The sequence below is a fragment of the Bacillus sp. EB106-07-01-XG149 genome (genome assembly GCF_058791555.1).
This window is the reverse complement of the sequence record NZ_JBYTDP010000002.1, coordinates 64,490-84,855: the sequence shown is the minus strand read 5'-3', so window position 1 is coordinate 84,855 and position 20,366 is coordinate 64,490. Positions and strand designations below refer to the sequence as shown.

General features: G+C 36.0%; 16 protein-coding genes and 1 pseudogene. All 17 read left to right on the top strand.

Features of this window, described 5'->3' with window-relative positions; genetic code table 11:
• Window positions 1-117 precede the first annotated feature (117 nt).
• Window positions 118-540 (top strand): annotated as a pseudogene (locus tag AC3WTA_RS06405) (recombinase RecA family protein); the annotation flags it as partial.
• A 482-nt stretch (window positions 541-1,022) separates the two neighbouring features.
• Window positions 1,023-2,585, top strand: a complete 1,563-nt coding sequence (gene rny / locus AC3WTA_RS06400) for a ribonuclease Y (protein WP_000099774.1) — start codon at window positions 1,023-1,025, stop codon at window positions 2,583-2,585.
• A gap of 154 nt (window positions 2,586-2,739) precedes the next feature.
• Window positions 2,740-3,534 carry a TIGR00282 family metallophosphoesterase gene (locus AC3WTA_RS06395; RefSeq protein ID WP_001221093.1) on the top strand — a complete coding sequence of 265 codons (795 nt, stop codon included), beginning with the start codon at window positions 2,740-2,742 and terminating at the stop codon, window positions 3,532-3,534.
• Window positions 3,535-3,683: 149 nt separating this feature from the next.
• Complete coding sequence (gene spoVS, locus AC3WTA_RS06390; RefSeq protein WP_000404341.1) at window positions 3,684-3,944, top strand: stage V sporulation protein SpoVS; 261 nt, start codon at window positions 3,684-3,686, stop codon at window positions 3,942-3,944.
• Window positions 3,945-4,002: 58 nt separating this feature from the next.
• On the top strand, window positions 4,003-4,926 hold the full coding sequence (locus AC3WTA_RS06385; protein ID WP_000688020.1) for a dipeptidase: 924 nt from the start codon (window positions 4,003-4,005) through the stop codon (window positions 4,924-4,926).
• A gap of 227 nt (window positions 4,927-5,153) precedes the next feature.
• Window positions 5,154-6,911: a 2-oxoacid:acceptor oxidoreductase subunit alpha gene (locus AC3WTA_RS06380; RefSeq protein WP_000625416.1), complete on the top strand. Its 1,758-nt coding sequence runs from the start codon at window positions 5,154-5,156 to the stop codon at window positions 6,909-6,911.
• Window positions 6,898-7,764 carry a 2-oxoacid:ferredoxin oxidoreductase subunit beta gene (locus AC3WTA_RS06375; RefSeq protein WP_000190158.1) on the top strand — a complete coding sequence of 289 codons (867 nt, stop codon included), beginning with the start codon at window positions 6,898-6,900 and terminating at the stop codon, window positions 7,762-7,764. Before AC3WTA_RS06380 ends, AC3WTA_RS06375 begins: the two co-directional genes overlap by 14 nt.
• A gap of 429 nt (window positions 7,765-8,193) precedes the next feature.
• A complete protein-coding gene (gene miaB / locus AC3WTA_RS06370) occupies window positions 8,194-9,723 on the top strand; it encodes a tRNA (N6-isopentenyl adenosine(37)-C2)-methylthiotransferase MiaB (protein WP_001005397.1) in 1,530 nt (509 codons plus the stop codon).
• 3 nt (window positions 9,724-9,726) lie between these two features.
• On the top strand, window positions 9,727-10,158 hold the full coding sequence (locus tag AC3WTA_RS06365; protein ID WP_000649391.1) for a YlbF/YmcA family competence regulator: 432 nt from the start codon (window positions 9,727-9,729) through the stop codon (window positions 10,156-10,158).
• Window positions 10,159-10,283: 125 nt separating this feature from the next.
• On the top strand, window positions 10,284-10,826 hold the full coding sequence (gene cotE, locus AC3WTA_RS06360; protein WP_001288802.1) for an outer spore coat protein CotE: 543 nt from the start codon (window positions 10,284-10,286) through the stop codon (window positions 10,824-10,826).
• Window positions 10,827-11,007: 181 nt separating this feature from the next.
• Window positions 11,008-13,680: a DNA mismatch repair protein MutS gene (gene mutS, locus AC3WTA_RS06355; RefSeq protein ID WP_000195997.1), complete on the top strand. Its 2,673-nt coding sequence runs from the start codon at window positions 11,008-11,010 to the stop codon at window positions 13,678-13,680.
• 8 nt (window positions 13,681-13,688) lie between these two features.
• Window positions 13,689-15,632: a DNA mismatch repair endonuclease MutL gene (gene mutL, locus AC3WTA_RS06350; protein ID WP_000516489.1), complete on the top strand. Its 1,944-nt coding sequence runs from the start codon at window positions 13,689-13,691 to the stop codon at window positions 15,630-15,632.
• A 260-nt stretch (window positions 15,633-15,892) separates the two neighbouring features.
• The gene (locus AC3WTA_RS06345) at window positions 15,893-16,597 is read left to right on the top strand and encodes a lantibiotic protection ABC transporter ATP-binding protein (RefSeq protein ID WP_000138158.1); all 705 of its coding nucleotides are present in this window, start codon (window positions 15,893-15,895) and stop codon (window positions 16,595-16,597) included.
• 3 nt (window positions 16,598-16,600) lie between these two features.
• Window positions 16,601-17,353, top strand: a complete 753-nt coding sequence (locus AC3WTA_RS06340; RefSeq protein ID WP_001055395.1) for a lantibiotic immunity ABC transporter MutE/EpiE family permease subunit — start codon at window positions 16,601-16,603, stop codon at window positions 17,351-17,353.
• Window position 17,354: 1 nt separating this feature from the next.
• The gene (locus tag AC3WTA_RS06335; RefSeq protein WP_492332852.1) at window positions 17,355-18,113 is read left to right on the top strand and encodes a lantibiotic immunity ABC transporter MutG family permease subunit; all 759 of its coding nucleotides are present in this window, start codon (window positions 17,355-17,357) and stop codon (window positions 18,111-18,113) included.
• Window positions 18,114-18,154: 41 nt separating this feature from the next.
• On the top strand, window positions 18,155-18,817 hold the full coding sequence (locus tag AC3WTA_RS06330; RefSeq protein ID WP_492332851.1) for a response regulator transcription factor: 663 nt from the start codon (window positions 18,155-18,157) through the stop codon (window positions 18,815-18,817).
• Window positions 18,805-20,166, top strand: coding sequence for a sensor histidine kinase (locus AC3WTA_RS06325; RefSeq protein WP_000416690.1), 1,362 nt, complete (start codon window positions 18,805-18,807; stop codon window positions 20,164-20,166). The genes AC3WTA_RS06330 and AC3WTA_RS06325 overlap by 13 nt, the downstream gene beginning before the upstream one ends.
• The last annotated feature ends 200 nt before the right edge of the window (window positions 20,167-20,366 follow it).

Sequence of the window (20,366 nt, the reverse complement as noted above, 5' to 3'; positions counted from 1 at the left end):
TTTTAGTTAACTGAGTAGGGTACGGCAGATGATAGGCTACTGCTGGAAGTGCAAGGCTCTCTGTAAAGAGATGAAGAGATAGTCCGGACTATAGAGATGGAAAATCTATAGATAGTGCCAGAAACAACTCCAGGTGGTCGTGCGTTGAAATTCTATTCAACAGTTCGTCTTGAAGTGCGTCGTGCGGAGCAATTAAAGCAAGGTAACGACATCGTTGGTAATAAAACAAAAGTAAAAGTAGTTAAAAATAAAGTGGCACCACCATTCCGTGTTGCTGAAGTTGATATTATGTACGGAGAAGGTATTTCAAGAGAAGGTGAAATCTTAGATATGGCTTCTGAACTTGATATCGTTCAAAAGAGTGGTGCTTGGTACTCTTATAATGAAGAGCGTTTAGGTCAAGGTCGTGAAAATTCGAAGCAATTCTTAAAAGAGAATACGGATTTAAGAGAGGAAATTGCCTTCTTTGTTCGTGACCATCACGGAATTGGTGAAGACTCTGGTGCTGAAGACACGGAAGATTCAAATCTTCAAGATTAAAAAATAAAAGACACGGTTCCGTGTCTTTTATTTTTTAATCATTATGAAAGCGTTGTATATCGTTGGAGATAAAATATTTAATCTGCCTAAAAGGCTATGTATAAAGAGGGATATATGCATGTTTTGTATGCATAAACTGGAATTTACTAAGGTTTTCCAGGATAATATGCTGTCTTCTTTTTAAATTCATATATGAATTAGAGCTGAAGGTAAAGAAAGTAAAAGTAGACAACGCTTGACAATGAAAATTGCGATAGATACAATGAGAATGTATATTTTTTCTTATATACGAAACACTCTTCTCAAGAAGAGAAGTAATATTCGGAGTAAGACTTAAATCTTGCCGAAATAATAATATGACATTTTAATTGTGAAATGAAGAAAGTCCCTTAAAAAAGCGGGACGACGGTCTTTGCTGTATGTTGGTATTCAATGTACATGCCGACAGTCTTTTTTCATTCATAGCAAGGGGAGGTGAAATCATGAGTAGTACAGTTTGGATACTCATCTCCATTTTGCTTGCAACAGTCGGTGCAGTTGTTGGCTTTTTTGTTCGAAAGTCTATTGCTGAAGCGAAGATTAATGGTGCAGCTAACGAAGCGAAACGTATTCTAGACGAAGCGAATCGTGAGGCTGAAGCACTTAAGAAAGAAGCGCTTTTAGAAGCAAAGGATGAAATTCATACACTTCGTACAGAAGCTGAATTAGAAATTCGTGACCGTAGAAGCGAATTACAAAAACAAGAAAATCGTTTAATGCAAAAAGAAGAGAACCTTGATCGTAAAGACGAAACGCTCGATAAACGCGAGCAACAGTTAGAAAAGAAAGAGGATTCTCTTGTAGCGAGACAACAACAGATTGAAGAGTTGGAAAGCAAAGTGGGAGAGTTAGTTCAAAAGCAACAAACAGAATTAGAGCGCATTTCCAATCTGACACGCGAACAAGCGAAAGCAATTATTCTTGGTAAAGTAGAAAGTGAAGTTTCTCATGAAATTGCCGTAATGGTAAAAGAAAGTGAAGTTCGTGCGAAAGAAGAAGCGGATAAGAAAGCGAAAGAGATTTTATCTCTTGCAATGCAAAGATGTGCAGCTGATCATGTTGCTGAAACAACCGTTTCGGTTGTAAATCTTCCAAATGACGAAATGAAGGGACGTATTATCGGACGTGAAGGTCGAAATATTCGTACGTTAGAAACGTTAACAGGTATTGACCTAATTATCGATGATACACCAGAAGCGGTTATCCTTTCTGGATTCGACCCAATTCGTCGTGAAACAGCTCGTATCGCTCTTGATAAACTAGTACAGGACGGACGTATTCACCCAGCGCGTATTGAAGAGATGGTCGAAAAATCAAGACGTGAAGTGGACGAGTATATTCGCGAAGTCGGAGAGCAAACAACGTTTGAAGTGGGTGTTCACGGATTACATCCAGATTTAATTAAGATTTTAGGTCGTTTAAAATACCGTACAAGTTACGGACAAAACGTCTTAAAACACTCTATGGAAGTTGCATATTTAACTGGACTTATGGCAGCGGAGCTTGGTGAGGATGAAAAACTAGCAAGACGTGCTGGTCTATTACATGATATCGGTAAAGCAATTGATCATGAAGTAGAAGGTAGCCACGTTGAAATTGGTGTCGAACTCGCAACGAAGTATAAAGAGCATCCTGTAGTTATAAACAGTATTGCATCTCACCATGGGGACACAGAACCAACTTCTATCATTGCAGTTTTAGTTGCAGCAGCAGATGCATTATCAGCTGCAAGACCTGGAGCTCGTAGTGAAACACTTGAGAACTATATTCGTCGTCTTGAAAAGTTGGAAGAGATTTCAGAGTCTTATGAAGGCGTAGAAAAATCTTTCGCAATTCAAGCAGGACGAGAAGTTCGTATTCTGGTAAAACCAGATACAATTGATGATTTAGAAGCTCATCGTTTAGCTCGTGATATTCGAAAACGTATTGAGAATGAACTGGATTACCCAGGACATATTAAAGTAACTGTTATTCGTGAAACACGTGCAGTGGAATACGCAAAATAAAGTGGTGAAACACCACTTTATTTTTTTGTGTTGGAATTGGTTAAAATAAAGGGAATTAGTATACAAGTGAAACAAACTTATAATAAATATATTGTAAGGAAATCACTTGAAGCTATAGTAATAAAAAATGTAGTACATAGGAAGGGTAAGACATATGAGAATATTATTTGTTGGAGATGTAGTAGGATCTCCTGGTAGAGGTATGATTCAACAATACGTACCGGCATTAAAGAAGAAATATACACCTACAGTAACCATTATTAATGGAGAAAATGCAGCAGGTGGACGTGGAATTACGGAAAAAATATATCGAAACTTTTTAGAATGCGGGGCACAAGCGGTTACACTTGGAAACCACGCTTGGGATAACCGTGAAGTATTTGAATTTATTGATGACGCAAAATATCTTGCAAGACCAGCTAACTTCCCAGAAGGAACTCCAGGAAAAGGACTTATCTTTGTGAACTGCAATGGAACAGAAGTTGCAGTTATTAACTTACAAGGACGTACATTCCTTCCTCCAATTGATTGTCCATTCCGTAAAGTGGATGAATTAATTAACATTGCAAAAAAACGTACGAATATTATCTTTATTGATTTTCATGCGGAAACTACAAGTGAAAAACAAGCGTTAGGTTGGTATGTAGATGGTCGTGCTACAGCAGTAGTGGGTACACATACACATGTTCCTACAGCAGATAATCGTATTTTACCAAGCGGAACCGCATATATCACAGATGTTGGTATGACAGGGCCTTACGATGGGATTTTAGGTATGGATCGAGAAGCAGTATTGAAGAAGTTTTTAACGAACTTACCAGTACGATTTGAAGTGACAAGTGGTAGAACACAATTAAGTGCAGTGCTAGTTGATGTGGATCCTAATACAGGAAAAGCTAAGAAAATCCAGCGTATCTTAATTAATGATGATCAGCCATTTTTTGAGTAATTTCTGGATAAGATTTAGAAAAGTTATTATTTTTTAATTTTTTAGAAAAATTACAGAAATTTAGCAGGAATACGCGTCATTCCTCGTGAATATAAGTTAAAGTGAAATAATTGCTAATACTTTTTATAGAAACGAGGAGGAAACGCGGAATGGAAATATTAAAAGTTAAAGCAACGTCGGTCCCTAATTCTGTAGCTGGTGCACTTGCAGGTGTTATTCGCGAACGCGGAACAGCAGAAATTCAAGCCATTGGTGCAGGTGCATTGAACCAAGCGGTAAAGGCAGTAGCAATTGCAAGAGGATTTGTAGCGCCTAGTGGTTTGGACCTGATTTGTATCCCAGCTTTCACAGATATTATGATTGATGGGGAAGAGCGTACAGCAATAAAATTAATTGTAGAACCTCGTTAAGTTTAAACAACCTGTTTGCAGTATGCAAACAGGTTGTTTTTATAATGGAGGAATGGAAATGAAAATTTTTGATGCTCATTGTGATGTACTCTTTCAGTTATGGAGTGCACAGGGGAAAAAGGATTTTAAAAACGATCCGCAATTACATATTACATTTGAACAGTTAAAGAAAAGAAAAGGAAGTATACAATGTTTTGCTATATATGTGCCAGAAACGGTGCTATATGAAAAACGATTTGAAGTGGCATTACAAATGGTAGATATTTTTTATAATGAAATTTTATCATTACCGGGTGTAAAGTTTATTCAGACAAAAGATGATATTAACATGTTAAAACAGGACGAGATTGGAGCGATATTAACACTAGAAGGATGCGAAGCAATTGGAAAAGATGCAATGAAATTACGGTTGTTTTATCGTCTAGGAGTACGTTCTTTTGGACTAACATGGAATTATGCCAATTTATTAGCTGATGGTGCGCTAGAGACGCGTGGGGCGGGTTTAACGACCTTTGGTAAACATGTTGTACAAGAACTTAATACGTTACATGTATGGACTGATGTGTCGCATCTGAATGAAAGAAGCTTTTGGGATGTGATAGAAATTGCAAAAAATCCTATTGCCTCCCATTCAAATTGTACGAAACTTTGTCAGCACCCACGTAATTTAAACGATGAACAACTTAGAGCTCTTATAAAGCGAAATAGCATGATCGGTGTTACTTTCGTACCACAGTTTCTAATAAGTGAAAAACAAGCAAATATAGCAGATATAGTAAAACATATCGAATATATTTGTTCATTAGGTGGAGAGAACAATATAGGATTTGGTTCGGATTTTGATGGGATATTAGAAACAGTTGTAAATGTATCAGCGTATGGAGAATATGAAAATGTAATTAATGAGCTTTGTAAACACTATGCTGCATCTACTGTAGAGCGATTTTTATATGATAATTTTGTTGAACATATAAGCTTTTAAGATTTTTGTTTTAAAAATCCAGAAAAATTAGAATTAATTCATTTGATATTATTGCTTTTTTTAAGACCTAATACTAGAATGAAAAACAAAATAGCTTTATACTAAAGATTCAGGGAAATCAGAAGAGGCATAATTTGCGTCCGTTGTAGTTTATTTGTATAAAAAATGCTAAACTATTACTGTAAAAAAATACACTACAATGAATGCAGCCAAAAGGGGTGTAGGAGATGATTAGTCAACTTTCATGGAAAGTTGGAGGCCAACAAGGTGAAGGAATTGAAAGTACAGGAGAAATCTTCTGTATTGCATTAAACCGATTAGGATATTACCTATACGGTTACCGCCACTTCTCATCACGTATTAAAGGCGGCCATACAAATAATAAAATTCGCGTAAGTACAACAGAAGTACGCGCGATCTCAGATGATTTAGATATTCTAATTGCTTTTGATCAAGAAACAATTGATTTTAACTTCCACGAACTACGTCCAGGTGGAATTGTAGTTGCGGATGCGAAGTTTAATCCAACAATACCTGATAATACAGATGTAAATCTATATGTGATACCGTTTACAGATATTGCTTCAGAATTAGGCACATCATTAATGAAAAACATGGTTGCTGTTGGGGCATCAAGTGCGGTATTAGGATTAGATGAAACAGCTTATTTAGATGTTGTTGAAGAAATCTTTGGTCGTAAAGGAGAGCAAGTTGTTCAAAAGAATATGGACGCAATTAAGCGCGGCTCTCAATATATGAAAGAATTGCTAGGTGAGAAAGTAAACATGATGCAGCTTGAAAAAGCTGATGGTAAGAAACGCATGTTTATGATTGGAAACGATGCAATCGCATTTGGTGCGGTAGCTGGTGGTGCTCGCTTTATGTCTGCATATCCAATTACACCTGCATCTGAAATTATGGAATACTTAATTAAAAAATTGCCAAAAGTTGGCGGGACAGTAATCCAAACTGAGGATGAAATCGCAGCTTGTACAATGGCAATCGGTGCAAATTATGCTGGTGTTCGTACATTAACTGCATCTGCTGGTCCGGGTCTATCTTTAATGATGGAAGCGATTGGTTTAGCAGGTATTACAGAAACACCATTAGTAATTGTTGATACACAACGTGGTGGTCCAAGTACAGGATTACCAACGAAACAAGAGCAGTCTGATTTAATGGCGATGATTTACGGTACGCACGGTGAGATTCCAAAAATCGTAATGGCGCCAAGTACAGTTGAAGAAGCTTTCTATGATATTGTAGAAGCATTTAACCTAGCTGAAGAATATCAAGTTCCTGTTATTTTCTTAACAGATTTACAGCTTTCTTTAGGAAAACAAACGGTAGAACCGCTTACGTTAGATAAAGTGGAAATCCGTCGCGGTAAGCTTGATTTAGAAGCGGAATTACCAGAACGTGAAAATAAAGCATACTTCAAGCGTTATGAAGTAACAGAAGATGGCGTTTCACCACGTGTTTTACCTGGTATGAAAAATGGTGTTCACCATGTTACAGGTGTAGAACATGATGAAACTGGTAAACCATCTGAATCAGCAATAAACCGTAAAAATCAAATGGACAAACGTTTCCGTAAAATGGAGAACTTGAAGTTTAATACCCCTGTCTATAAAAATGTTAAGCATGAAGAAGCGGACGTATTGCTTGTTGGGTTTAACTCAACTCGTGGTGCAATCGAAGAGGCAATGGAGCGCTTAGAACAAGAGGGTATGAAAGTAAACCATGCTCATGTACGTTTAATTCACCCGTTCCCAACAGCTGAAATCGATCCACTTGTGAAAAATGCGAAGCGTGTTGTAGTGGTAGAAAACAACGCAACAGGTCAGCTTGCTAACATTATGAAAATGAATCTTGGTAACGGTGAGAAAATTTCTAGTCTTTTAAAATATGATGGGAACCCATTCTTGCCGAAAGAGATTTACAACGAATGCAAAAAAGGGGTTGTATTAAATGGCAACATTTAAGGACTTTCGTAACAGCGTAAAACCAAACTGGTGCCCAGGTTGCGGAGACTTCTCGGTGCAAGCTGCAATTCAACGTGCGGCAGCTAACGTTGGTTTAAATCCAGATGAACTTGCTGTTATCTCCGGTATCGGCTGTTCAGGTCGTATTTCAGGTTATATTAATTCATATGGTGTGCATAGTATTCATGGTCGTGCCCTTCCAATTGCACAAGGTGTGAAAATGGCAAATCGTGATTTAACAGTTATCGCATCAGGTGGTGACGGTGATGGATTTGCGATTGGTATGGGACATACAATCCATTCTATTCGTCGTAACATCGACATTACGTATATCGTAATGGATAACCAAATTTACGGATTAACAAAAGGGCAAACTTCACCGCGCAGTGAAGCTGGATTTAAAACGAAAAGCACACCACAAGGTTCAATTGAACCGTCACTAAATGTTATGGAAATGGCTTTAACAGCTGGTGCGACATTTGTGGCGCAAAGCTTTTCAAGTGATTTAAAAGAATTAACACAAATTATTGAAGCTGGTATTAACCATAAAGGATTTTCATTAATTAACGTATACAGTCCATGTGTTACTTACAATAAAGTAAATACTTACGATTGGTTTAAAGAGAATTTAACAAAACTAAGTACAGTAGAGGGATATGATCCGTCTAATCGCATGATGGCTATGCAAACGTTAATGGAAAATAACGGATTAGTAACAGGTTTAATATATCAAAATACAGCGCAACCTTCATATCAAGAACTTGTAAAAGGCTATAGTGAGAAGCCTTTAGTGCAAGCTGATTTAAATATGGATCAGAAAATGTTTGATGAACTTGTTGCTGAATTTATGTAATATAAGAAGAGAAGGTTGCCATTTGGTAACCTTTTTTTATGAGTAAAAAATATAGGGTAGTCTTATTTACTTAGAAAATTCAGAATGGTAAAATAATATATAAATCGTTGTATGAAAATGGCGAGTTCATTGCTGATGAAATGTAAGATCAGACAGAGCCTCTTTCTTGTTAAAATTGGCGCAACGCTTCATACTATGGTAATGTTTATAGGGATAAAGCAATATGCTTTTGGATAGGACAAAAAGAAGTATGAAAAGGGAATGTCTATTTGTGTGGGGAAGACTTCATTCTTATGAATGATTAGATTGATTACTCAAGTTTCAAAGGACAAGTTATCTCTCAAGCTATCTAACCATTTTTGAGGTGAGTCAAAGCGCATTAAAATGGACTATAGAGTGTGTATAGTTAAGGGTGAAAGGAGATTACCGATGAACGAACAACAACGATTAGCAAGTCAACAAACAAATTCCTCTACGAAAAAAAAAGAGAAAGATTATAGTAAATACTTTGAAAGTGTATACCAACCACCTTCCTTAAAAGACGCGAAAAAACGAGGGAAAGAAGAAGTTAAAATTGAACGGGATTTTGGCTTACCTGAAGAATTTCGCAATTTTGGTACTGGAAGAAAGTTCTATATTCGTACATATGGTTGTCAAATGAATGAGCATGATACGGAAGTAATGGCGGGTATTTTCACCGCACTTGGATATGAGCCAACCTTTTCAACTGAAGATGCAGATGTAGTTTTATTAAATACTTGTGCAATTCGTGAAAATGCTGAAAATAAAGTGTTCGGTGAACTAGGTCATTTAAAGTCATTAAAAAGAAGAAATCCGGACCTTTTAATTGGTGTATGTGGTTGTATGTCTCAAGAAGAATCTGTTGTAAATAAAATTATGCAAAAAAATCAGCATGTAGATATGGTGTTTGGAACGCATAATATTCATAGATTGCCGTATATTCTAAAAGATGCAATGTTCTCGAAGGAGACGGTAGTTGAAGTTTGGTCAAAAGAAGGGGATGTAATTGAAAACCTTCCGAAAGTACGCCGTGGTGATATTAAAGCTTGGGTAAATATTATGTATGGCTGTGATAAGTTCTGTACATATTGTATCGTGCCGTATACACGTGGAAAAGAGCGAAGCAGACGTCCAGAAGACATTATCCAAGAAATTCGTCATTTAGCTGCGAATGGTTATAAAGAAATTACATTACTTGGCCAGAACGTAAATGCATATGGTAAAGACTTTGAAGATTTTGAATACGGACTTGGCGATTTAATGGACGAACTCCGTAAAGTTGATATTGCCCGTATTCGTTTTACAACGAGCCATCCACGTGATTTCGATGATCACTTAATTGAAGTGCTTGGAAAAGCTGGAAACTTAGTAGAACATATTCATTTACCGGTTCAATCTGGAAGCACAGAGATGTTAAAAATTATGGCGCGTAAATATTCACGTGAGCATTATTTAGAACTTGTAAGAAAAATTAAAGAAGCAATTCCAAATGCAGTATTCACAACTGATATTATCGTTGGTTTCCCAAATGAAACAGATGAGCAATTTGAAGAAACGATGTCGTTATATCGTGAAGTAGGATTTGATACTGCCTTTACCTTTATTTATTCTCCGCGCGAAGGTACACCAGCTGCAAAAATGAAAGATAATGTACCGATGGAAGTGAAAAAAGAACGTCTTCAACGCTTAAATACACTAGTAAATACGTTGGCAATTGAAAAGAATAATCGTTACAAAGGTCAAATTGTAGAAGTGTTAGTTGATGGGGAAAGTAAAAATAATCCAGAAGTACTCGCAGGTTATACTCGCACGAATAAACTTGTAAACTTCGTCGCTTCAAAATCTTTAATTGGTCAGCTTGTGAAAGTAAAAGTAACGGAAGCAAAAACTTGGTCTCTTAACGGGGAATTAGTTGAAGAGCCGATTGAGGTGGAATAATAGATGAAAGCATATTCGAAAGATGAAATTGTTGAACAAGCGAAAGAATTAGCAAAAATGATTTCTGGAACAGAAGAAGTTGATTTCTTTAAGAAAGCAGAGGCGCAAATTCATAAAAATGAAAATGTAAAGCGCGCAATTGATGAAATTAAAGCACTGCAAAAACAAGCAGTAAACTTGCAGCATTATGGGAAATGGGAAGCTTTGAAAAAAGTAGAAGCTGACATTGATGCATTGCAAGATAAGTTGGATAGTATCCCAGTTGTGCAAGAATTTAAATCTTCACAAACATATGTAAATGACTTACTACAGCTAGTTGCAAGTACGATTTCTAACAACGTAACAGATGAAATATTAATTTCAACTAATGGCGATGTATTGAAGGGTGAAACGGGCGCAGCGGTAGAAAGTAAAAAAGGAAATTGTGGTTGTTAAAGAGATGTCGAATTGACATCTCTTTTTTTAGTGGGTTAAACGTAAGTTCTTCTCGAAAAAAGAATGACACATTCCGCTATTGTCACGCATATGATTAAGTGAATAGTGATTGAGGAGGGTTACGAATGTCCGAATTTAGAGAGATTATTACAAAAGCAGTGGTTGGAAAAGGACGTAAGTATACAAAGTCAACGCATACATGTGAATCGAATAATGAGCCGACAAGTATTTTAGGGTGCTGGGTAATTAACCACTCGTACGAAGCAAGAAAGAATGGAAAGCATGTGGAAATTGAAGGTTTCTATGATGTGAACACTTGGTATTCATTTGATGGTAATACAAAGACAGAAGTTGTAACAGAACGTGTGAACTACACTGATGAAGTGAGCATTGGGTATCGTGATAAAAACTTTTCTGGTGATGATTTAGAAATTATTGCTCGTGTCATTCAGCCACCAAATTGTTTAGAAGCTCTTGTATCACCAAATGGTAATAAAATTGTTGTAACTGTAGAACGTGAATTTGTAACAGAAGTAGTTGGGGAAACGAAAATTTGTGTAAGTGTAAATCCTGAAGGTTGCGTAGAATCAGACGAGGATTTCCAAGTCGATGATGATGAGTTTGAAGAATTAGATCCGAACTTTATCGTCGATGCAGAAGAAGAGTAATAGAAAGCTAGGGAGAAGTTCTTCCTAGCTTTTTACTTTACATAAGTGATGCTTGAATGAACATGATTCCTTATGAAATGTGCTATAATGAGGAAAGACTCCTGAAATAGGAGATATGGATGTCCGTGAAGTGTGACATATATGAAAATTGATTACTATGTAAGAATTATGGAGGAAAAGTATGACGCAATATACCCCTATGATACAGCAATATTTAAAGGTTAAGGCAGACTATCAAGATGCCTTTTTATTTTTCCGATTAGGTGATTTTTATGAAATGTTCTTTGAAGATGCGGTTAAAGCAGCTCATGAACTTGAAATTACATTAACGAGCCGAGATGGTGGCAGTAGTGATCGTATACCGATGTGCGGTGTACCGCATCATGCAGCTAAAAATTATATTGAACAACTTGTTGAAAAAGGATATAAAGTAGCTGTTTGTGAGCAAGTGGAAGATCCAAAAACAGCTAAAGGTGTAGTGCGCCGTGAAGTCGTACAACTAATTACGCCAGGAACGATGATGGAAGGGCGTACTATTGATGAGAAAGAAAATAACTTCTTAGCAGCATTAACACATTTTGAAGATGGATCGTATGCTTTAGCTTGTAATGATTTAACGACTGGACAAAATACAGTAACGTTGTTAACAGGTTCAGTAGAAGATATTTTATTAGAAGTGTATGCAACTGGTTCAAAAGAAATTGTTGTAGATTCTACATTTTCAAAAGATGAATTAAATAAATTAACTGCAACATTAAAAATGACGATTTCGTATGAAGATGCAACAACGATTCCGGAAGGGTTAGAACATCTTGTGAAAAACGTTTCGCAAGCAAAGTTAATTAAAGCAGTTGGACGCTTATTTAACTATGTGATAAGAACGCAAAAACGTTCGTTAGACCATTTGCAACCAGTGGAAATTTATTATACGAATCAATTTATGAAAATTGATGTGCATTCAAAGCGAAATTTAGAGCTGACAGAAACACTTCGAACGAAAGAAAAAACAGGATCATTATTATGGCTATTAGATAAAACGAAAACAGCTATGGGTGGTCGTATGTTAAAACAGTGGATGGAACGTCCACTGATCCAAAAAGAAAAAGTAGAAGAGCGTTTAGAAATGGTTGAAACATTTGTAAATGATTACTTCTTACGTGAAGATTTAAAAGAAAAATTAAAAGAAGTATATGATTTAGAACGTTTAGCTGGGAAAGTTGCATTTGGTAATGTGAATGCACGGGACTTATTACAGTTAAGACGATCCTTACTTCAAGTACCGGCTATTTTAGAAGCGATTAGTCTGTTAGATAATGCTTATGCAGCAAGGTTAATTCAAGGTGCGGATCCATGTGAGAGCTTAACTGAATTGCTAGGAAGAAGTATTCAAGAAAACCCACCGCTTTCTATTAAAGATGGAGATATTATTAAAGACGGTTATAATGACAAGCTTGATCAATATCGTTACGTTAGTAAAAACGGGAAAACGTGGATCGCTGAGCTTGAAAAACGAGAGCGTGATATTACAGGAGTTAAATCGTTAAAAATCGGGTACAACCGTATTTTCGGCTACTACATTGAAGTGACGAAGGCGAATCTTGCATCACTTCCAGAAGGCCGCTATGAGCGTAAACAAACCCTTGCTAATGCTGAACGTTTCATAACAGATGAATTAAAAGAAAAAGAAACATTAATCTTAGAAGCAGAAGAGAAAATTGTACAATTAGAATACGATTTATTTACAGCGCTTCGCGAAGAAGTCAAAGTATTCATTCCGAAATTACAGCATTTAGCGAAAGTAATTAGTGAACTAGACGTACTGCAAAGTTTTGCGACAGTTAGTGAAGAAGAACAGTTTGTAAAACCTGTTTTAACAACTAAGCGCGAAATCTTTATTAAAGATGGTCGTCATCCTGTCGTTGAAAAAGTATTGAACGGGAAATTGTATGTACCGAATGATTGTATTATGCCGGAGAAGATGGATGTCTTTTTAATTACAGGACCGAACATGTCTGGTAAAAGTACGTATATGAGACAATTAGCACTTGTAACTGTTATGTCACAGATTGGTTGTTTCGTACCAGCAACAGAAGCGGTATTACCTGTATTCGATCAAATCTTTACGAGAATTGGTGCAGCGGACGATTTAATTTCGGGTCAAAGTACATTTATGGTCGAAATGTTAGAAGCGAAAAATGCAATTGCAAATGCATCAGAAAGAAGTTTAATTTTATTCGATGAAATTGGACGCGGTACATCTACGTATGATGGTATGGCACTTGCACAAGCAATCATTGAACATATTCATGACCAAATTGGTGCGAAAACGTTATTCTCTACGCATTATCATGAATTGACGGTGCTAGAAGAAAGTTTAGGACAATTGAAGAATGTACACGTTTCAGCTATTGAAGAGAACGGAAAAGTAGTATTCCTTCATAAAATTCAAGATGGAGCAGCTGATAAAAGTTACGGAATTCACGTTGCGCAACTTGCGGAGCTTCCAGATAGCTTAATCGCTCGTGCGAAAGAAGTGTTAGCGCAACTAGAAGGACAAGAAGAAATTATTATTCCAAAGCGTACAGAAGTGAAAGTACAAGAAGTGGCTCCAGAACCAGCTGTTGTAAAAGAAGAACCAGCAGAAATACAAGAGACGAAAGTAGAGACTGAGGAAGAATCGCAATTATCATTCTTTGGTGGAGAACAGTCTTCAAAAAAACAAGAGAAGTCAGTTCTAGATGCAAAAGAAACGGCAGTACTTGCGCAAATTAAAAAGATTGATTTACTTGATATGACACCTTTAGAGGCGATGAACGAACTGTATCGCTTGCAGAAAAAGTTAAAGAAAGGATGAGTAAGTAGATGGGGAAAATTCGCAAACTCGATGATCAACTCTCTAACTTAATTGCGGCAGGGGAAGTAGTAGAGCGCCCTGCCTCAGTCGTAAAAGAACTTGTGGAAAATTCTATCGATGCGAATAGTACATCTATTGAAATCCACTTAGAAGAAGCTGGTTTATCAAAAATTCGCATCATTGATAATGGGGATGGCATTGCAGAAGAAGATTGTATCGTCGCTTTTGAACGACATGCGACGAGCAAAATTAAAGATGAAAACGATCTGTTTCGCATCAGAACACTCGGTTTTCGCGGTGAGGCATTGCCGAGTATTGCCTCAGTTAGTGAATTAGAATTAATCACTAGCACAGGTGATGCGCCTGGTACACACCTTATGATTAAAGGTGGAGACATTATAAAGCAGGAGAAAACAGCGAGCAGAAAAGGAACAGATATTACAGTACAAAACTTATTCTTTAATACACCAGCGCGACTTAAATATATGAAAACCATTCATACAGAGCTTGGGAATATTACAGATATCGTGTATCGTATCGCAATGTCACACCCAGAAGTATCGTTAAAGCTGTTTCATAATGAAAAGAAATTGCTTCACACATCAGGAAATGGTGATGTAAGACAAGTACTTGCATCAATTTACAGTATTCAAGTTGCGAAGAAGCTTATTCCAATTGAAGCTGAATCTTTAGATTTCACAATTAAAGGTTATGTAACATTACCAGAAGTAACGAGAGCATCTCGAAATTATATGTCAACGATCGTAAATGGCCGTTACGTTCGAAATTTCGTATTAATGAAAGCCATTCAGCAAGGATACCATACATTATTGCCAGTCGGACGATATCCAATCGGCTTCTTATCTATTGAAATGGATCCAATGCTTGTTGACGTTAACGTACATCCAGCGAAATTAGAAGTTCGTTTTAGTAAAGAACAAGAATTACTAAAGCTTATCGAAGAAACATTGCAATCGGCATTCAAAAAAATACAGCTCATTCCAGATGCAGGTGTAACAACGAAGAAAAAAGAAAAAGATGAAAGTGTGCAAGAACAATTCCAGTTTGAGCATGCGAAGCCGAAAGAACCATCTATGCCGGACATCGTTTTACCGACAGGCATGAATGAAAAACGAGAAGAACCACTGGCTGTGAAACAGCCAGCACAACTGTGGCAACCGCCAAAGCAAGAATGGCAACCACCACAGTCGCTAGTAAGAGAAGAACAAAGTTGGCAGCCATCTACTAAACCGATAATGGAAGAACCAGTTCGAGAAGAGAAATCGTGGAACAGTAACGATGAAGACTTTGAATTAGAAGAATTGGAAGAAGAAGTTCAGGGAATTGAAGAGATTGAAATGAACGGTAATGACTTACCACCACTTTATCCAATTGGACAAATGCATGGAACATATATTTTCGCTCAAAATGATAAAGGCTTATATATGATTGACCAACATGCCGCGCAGGAACGTATTAATTATGAATACTTCCGGGATAAAGTAGGAAGAGTAGCGCAAGAAGTACAAGAATTACTTGTACCATACCGTATCGATTTATCTCTTACTGAATTTTTACGTGTCGAAGAGCAACTAGAAGAACTGAAAAAAGTTGGACTGTTCTTAGAGCAATTCGGTCATCAATCCTTTATCGTCCGCTCGCATCCAACTTGGTTCCCAAAAGGACAAGAAACAGAAATTATCGATGAAATGATGGAACAAGTCGTTAAACTAAAAAAAGTTGATATTAAAAAACTGCGTGAGGAAGCAGCCATCATGATGAGCTGTAAAGCGTCCATTAAAGCAAATCAATATTTAACGAACGATCAAATATTTGCTTTACTGGAAGAACTACGTACAACAACAAACCCGTATACATGCCCGCATGGAAGACCGATTCTTGTGCATCATTCTACTTATGAGTTGGAGAAGATGTTTAAGAGGGTTATGTAGGGATACTGTCATTTTGGATATGGTTTAATAAAAAAGAAGCGATGAAATAAATCGCTTCTTTTTTTGTTTGCATTTAGTTTAAGAGCTTTAAAAAAATTCTTAATCCTAGCCAAGTATAGAAAAATTATGTGAATACATAGTTTCATACATATAGCATTTGAAAAACATTTCCTATCTCTCTATGTTTTTTCATTTTCCTTATAGAATCCTTATAATTGTCGTTTACTCTAGAATTACAATATACGAGGAGGAAGTTTAGAATGACTGAGATGATGTTAGAAACAAAAAATCTTTGCAAAACATTTAGAAAGCAAAGTGTAGTACAAAATATTTCGCTTTCTGTACCGAAATATGCAATTTATGGATTGTTAGGTCCTAATGGGGCAGGAAAATCGACAACTTTAAAAATGATAACAGGTATGCTTATACCTACTTCTGGTGAGATTTATTTTGATGGTCATAAATGGACGCGGCAAGATTTACATTCTATTGGTGCTTTAATTGAGTCTCCGCCACTTTATGAAAATTTAACAGCAAGAGAAAATCTGTTGGTTCGTACGACTGTTTTAGGATTACCTAAATCAAGGATTGATGAAGTATTGCATGTTGTGGAGCTAGAGAATACAGATAGGAAAAAAGCGAGGGAATTCTCTATGGGGATGAAGCAACGATTGGGAATTGCGATTGCATTGCTGAATCATCCGAAGTTTTTAATATTAGATGAACCGATGAATGGACTAGATCCTTTTGGGATTCAGGAATTAAGAAAATTAATCCTTTCCTTTCCCACAAAAGGAATTACTGTCATTTTATCCAGTCATATTTTAAGCGAAGTAAGTCAAATTGCAGATCATGTTGGGATTATCTCAGGCGGTGTATTGGGGTATCAGGGGAAACTGAATAAGGATGATGACCTGGAAGATTTATTTGTACAAGTGGCTGGAAAGTATAGAAGGGAGGCATAAGAAATGAATTTATATATTGCATCTGAAAAAATTAAAATTAAACATACTTTTTTGAACAAACTTATATGGCTAGTTCCATTTGCCACAATACTAATTGCTTTTTTATTATCGGCGGATTATTTTCAATTATCTAGTTACAATTGGTGGTACATTACGATGCTTCCAGGAATGATTTCTTTAAGTTGTGTACTTCTTGCGGAGAAAGATAAGAAAATGAATAATCGTTCTATCTTATCGTTACCAGTTTCATTAAAACGAGTATGGATTTCTAAAGTATTACTAATTTTAGGGATTTTGAGCTTTTCATGCATACTTTTTTTCTGTGGAATCCAGTTATCTAGTTTACTATTAAATAAGGAGAACTTCCGAATCATTCCTACAGTAAATGCGCTATTAGGAAGCGTTCTTTTAATCGTTACTTTTATGTGGCAAATTCCACTCTGCTTGTTTTTAGGTAACAAAATAGGTCTATTTCCGACGCTTCTGTTGAATGTAGGGGCAAATGGAATTTTTGGAGTTGTATTGGCAACAAAAAATATTTGGATGATTAGTCCATACACATATCCAAGTAGACTTATGATTCCTATTTTGAAAATACTACCAAATGGTCTATATGCAGAAACCGGAAGTGTAACGTTCAAACCAGAACTCCTTTCCTACGATGTAATTTTGCCAGGCGTGGCAATTTCTGTCGTGTTGTTCTTTTTGTTTACTTATATGACGGCAAAATGGTTTGAAAAGCAGGAGGCAAAATAATATGGCGGTTTTGTCGAGGATAGTAAGAGCTGATTTTATAAAAATGAAACATACGATTTTTTTCTGGATACATATAGCGATGCCAATCATCGGTATTGCTCTTTTTTTAAGTTATTATTCCATTTCAAAAGTTGATTCTATAAATAAGGTTTCAGGATATATTCAAGTATTATCGATATCTTTTCCGTTGCTAATTAGCATTGTATGTTCTTCTGTTGTGGAACAGGAGGCTGTGGCAGGGAATTTTAAAGAACTTTTATCAACGGAATACGGAAGGCGTAAAGCATTTATTAGTAAAGTATGTTTAATTTTAATATGTGGGTTTTGTTCAACTATGTTGGCAGTCGTTGGGTTTGCGGCAGGATTTCATTCTCTGTTAGGACAAAATAACTTTCCATTTGCTTTGTATGTTGAAATTTCCTTCATTCTTTTTGGTTGTCAAATCTTTATGTATATATGGCATCTGTTCTTAAATTTTCGCTTTAGTAAAGGTGCGTCCATTGGGATTGGAATTATAGAAAGCTTGCTGGTAGCTTTAATGCTTACAGGGATGGGAGATGTGATTTGGAAATACACGCCATGTGCGTGGAGTGTGAGATTATGCAATTATTTTTTGGAGCACAAATTGAGTCCCGCTTCTATTCATGTCTTACAAGTAGAGGGGAAAATTGGAGCAGTGATTTGCGTTTGTTTCACAATCATTGCATTTGTTATTTCCCTTGTATGGTTTTCCTTTTATGAAGGCCGTAAAGAAATGTAAGTGCATTTGTATTATAATGGAAGTGAGAGGAGGGATTCTATATGGCAAGAATATTAGCAATTGATGATGAAGAAGGCATCCTTTATATTATAAAAAGTGCTTTAGAGAAAGAAGGCCATGAGGTAACTGCCGTTAGTAATCCTCTTACTATACCAAAGGAGAAATTTTGTCATTATGATTTAATTCTATTAGATGTCATGATGCCAGAAATAGATGGTTTTACACTTTGTAAGGAAATACGGAGTTTGGTTGATAGTCCAATTGTATTTCTAACAGCCAAAACAATGGAGAAGGATCTGATCACAGGGCTTAGTCTCGGTGGAGATGACTATATTACAAAACCTTTTGGAATTGGAGAACTGCGTGCGAGGGTATCCGCACATGTAAGGCGTGAGCATAGAGAAAAGCAAAATGCATTTTTCCTGTCAGGTCTTACATTTCATCTGTCATGTAAAGAAATATGGCATGACGATACATCTATCGCATTTACGAAAAGTGAGTATGGAATTTGCGAATATTTAGCTTTGAATCATGGACAAGTATTTTCAAGAGAAAAGATTTACGAAAATGTTTTTGGTTATGAGGGAGAAAGTGATAACCAAGTAATTGTGGAACATATTAAAAATATCCGTCAAAAATTATGTAAGCATAACATGAATCCAATAGAAACAGTATGGGGAATTGGTTATAAATGGAGAAAGTGAAAAAGCAAGTCAATCTTAGTAAGATTTTAATACAGTATATTTTTGCATTTTCAATAGGGACGATTGCATTAGTTACTTTTTTTATGATTCTATTCCAAGTTGGAGTTAACGCAGAGGTAATCTTGCCAGCAAATTATTATGAAAAGCAGATTGAGTCGCAAAGAGATGCTATAGTTAAAGCGGAGCAGGACGATGATCAAATTTTAAAGCAATATAAATATGTTGTGTATGATTTTTCTGGAAACGTTATTCAAGGGAGTATTAATAAAGATTATGCGGGACAAATATGGAATAACATACATAAGGATGAAAAAGGTGATAGTAAGTACTACTATGCAGTTATAGAACGTGATAAAGATATTTGTGTCATTCTATATACGTTACATGCTACTTTTAAAAATCCTTTTTTGAAGAAGTATTTACCAAGTCCGGAAGTTTGTGAAATTGTTCTTTTTATTCTATTATTTGTTGCCGAAGTGATATTTCTATCTCGCTCTTTTGGTAAAACATTTTCAAAGGAAATGCTGATTTTGAGAAATGTAACAGATAAAATTCAAAAGGAAGATTTAGATTTTCAAGTGGAACAATCTAAAATAAAAGAAGTGAATGAAGTATTAACTTCTTTAGTAAAAATGAAAGATGAATTAAATCATTCGTTACGTACACAGTGGAATATGGAAACAAATAGAAGAGAGCAGATTGCTGCTTTGGCACATGACATTAAAACGCCATTAACGATATTGAGAGGGAATGCAGAGCTATTAAATGAATCAATGCTAGATTCAAATCAGAAGAAATGTAATGAGCATATTTTGAAAAGTATTGATGAGATGGAAATATATATGAAATCTTTGCTCGATATTACGAAATGTGAGGAAGGCGCTTCACTTCAATTCAAGCAAACAGATCTCCGCGACTTTATTCGTAATATTATAGAAGAAAGTGCAATTTGTGTTTTAGGCAAACAGTTAAATCTAATTGAAAATGTTCAGGACATACCAAATTTTATTCCTATTGACGAGACCGCTTTGAAAAGAGCAATTATGAATATAATGATGAATGCAATTGAATATTCTCCAACAAAGGGTGACTTGATGTTCTCAGTGGAAATGATTAGTGAAAAACTGCAATTTATTGTAGAGGACTCGGGAAGAGGGTTTACAGAAGAGGAAATGCATTCAGCTACAGAGCAGTTTTATAGAGGAGATAAAAGTAGAAACTCCAAAGATCATCATGGAATGGGGTTATACATTGCTAAAAGCTTTGCAAAGCAACACGGTGGAAACCTTTACTTAAGTAATTCGGAAAAGCTGCACGGTGCAAAAGTTGTTTTGGAAATATCAGCGTAGTAGAGAGGGTACAGATTATAACAAGTCGCTCCTTTTTAATATAATTCTTTTGCAACTACATTTTAAAAATTCATTTATAAACTAGAGATAACCTCAACCTATTTGTACTTTATATGTGCCTTCTCAATTTTTTTGTAAGGAAAGAGGTTTTCAATTTACAGATTTATCAGAATTATGTAAAGTGTAGATAAAACCATAAA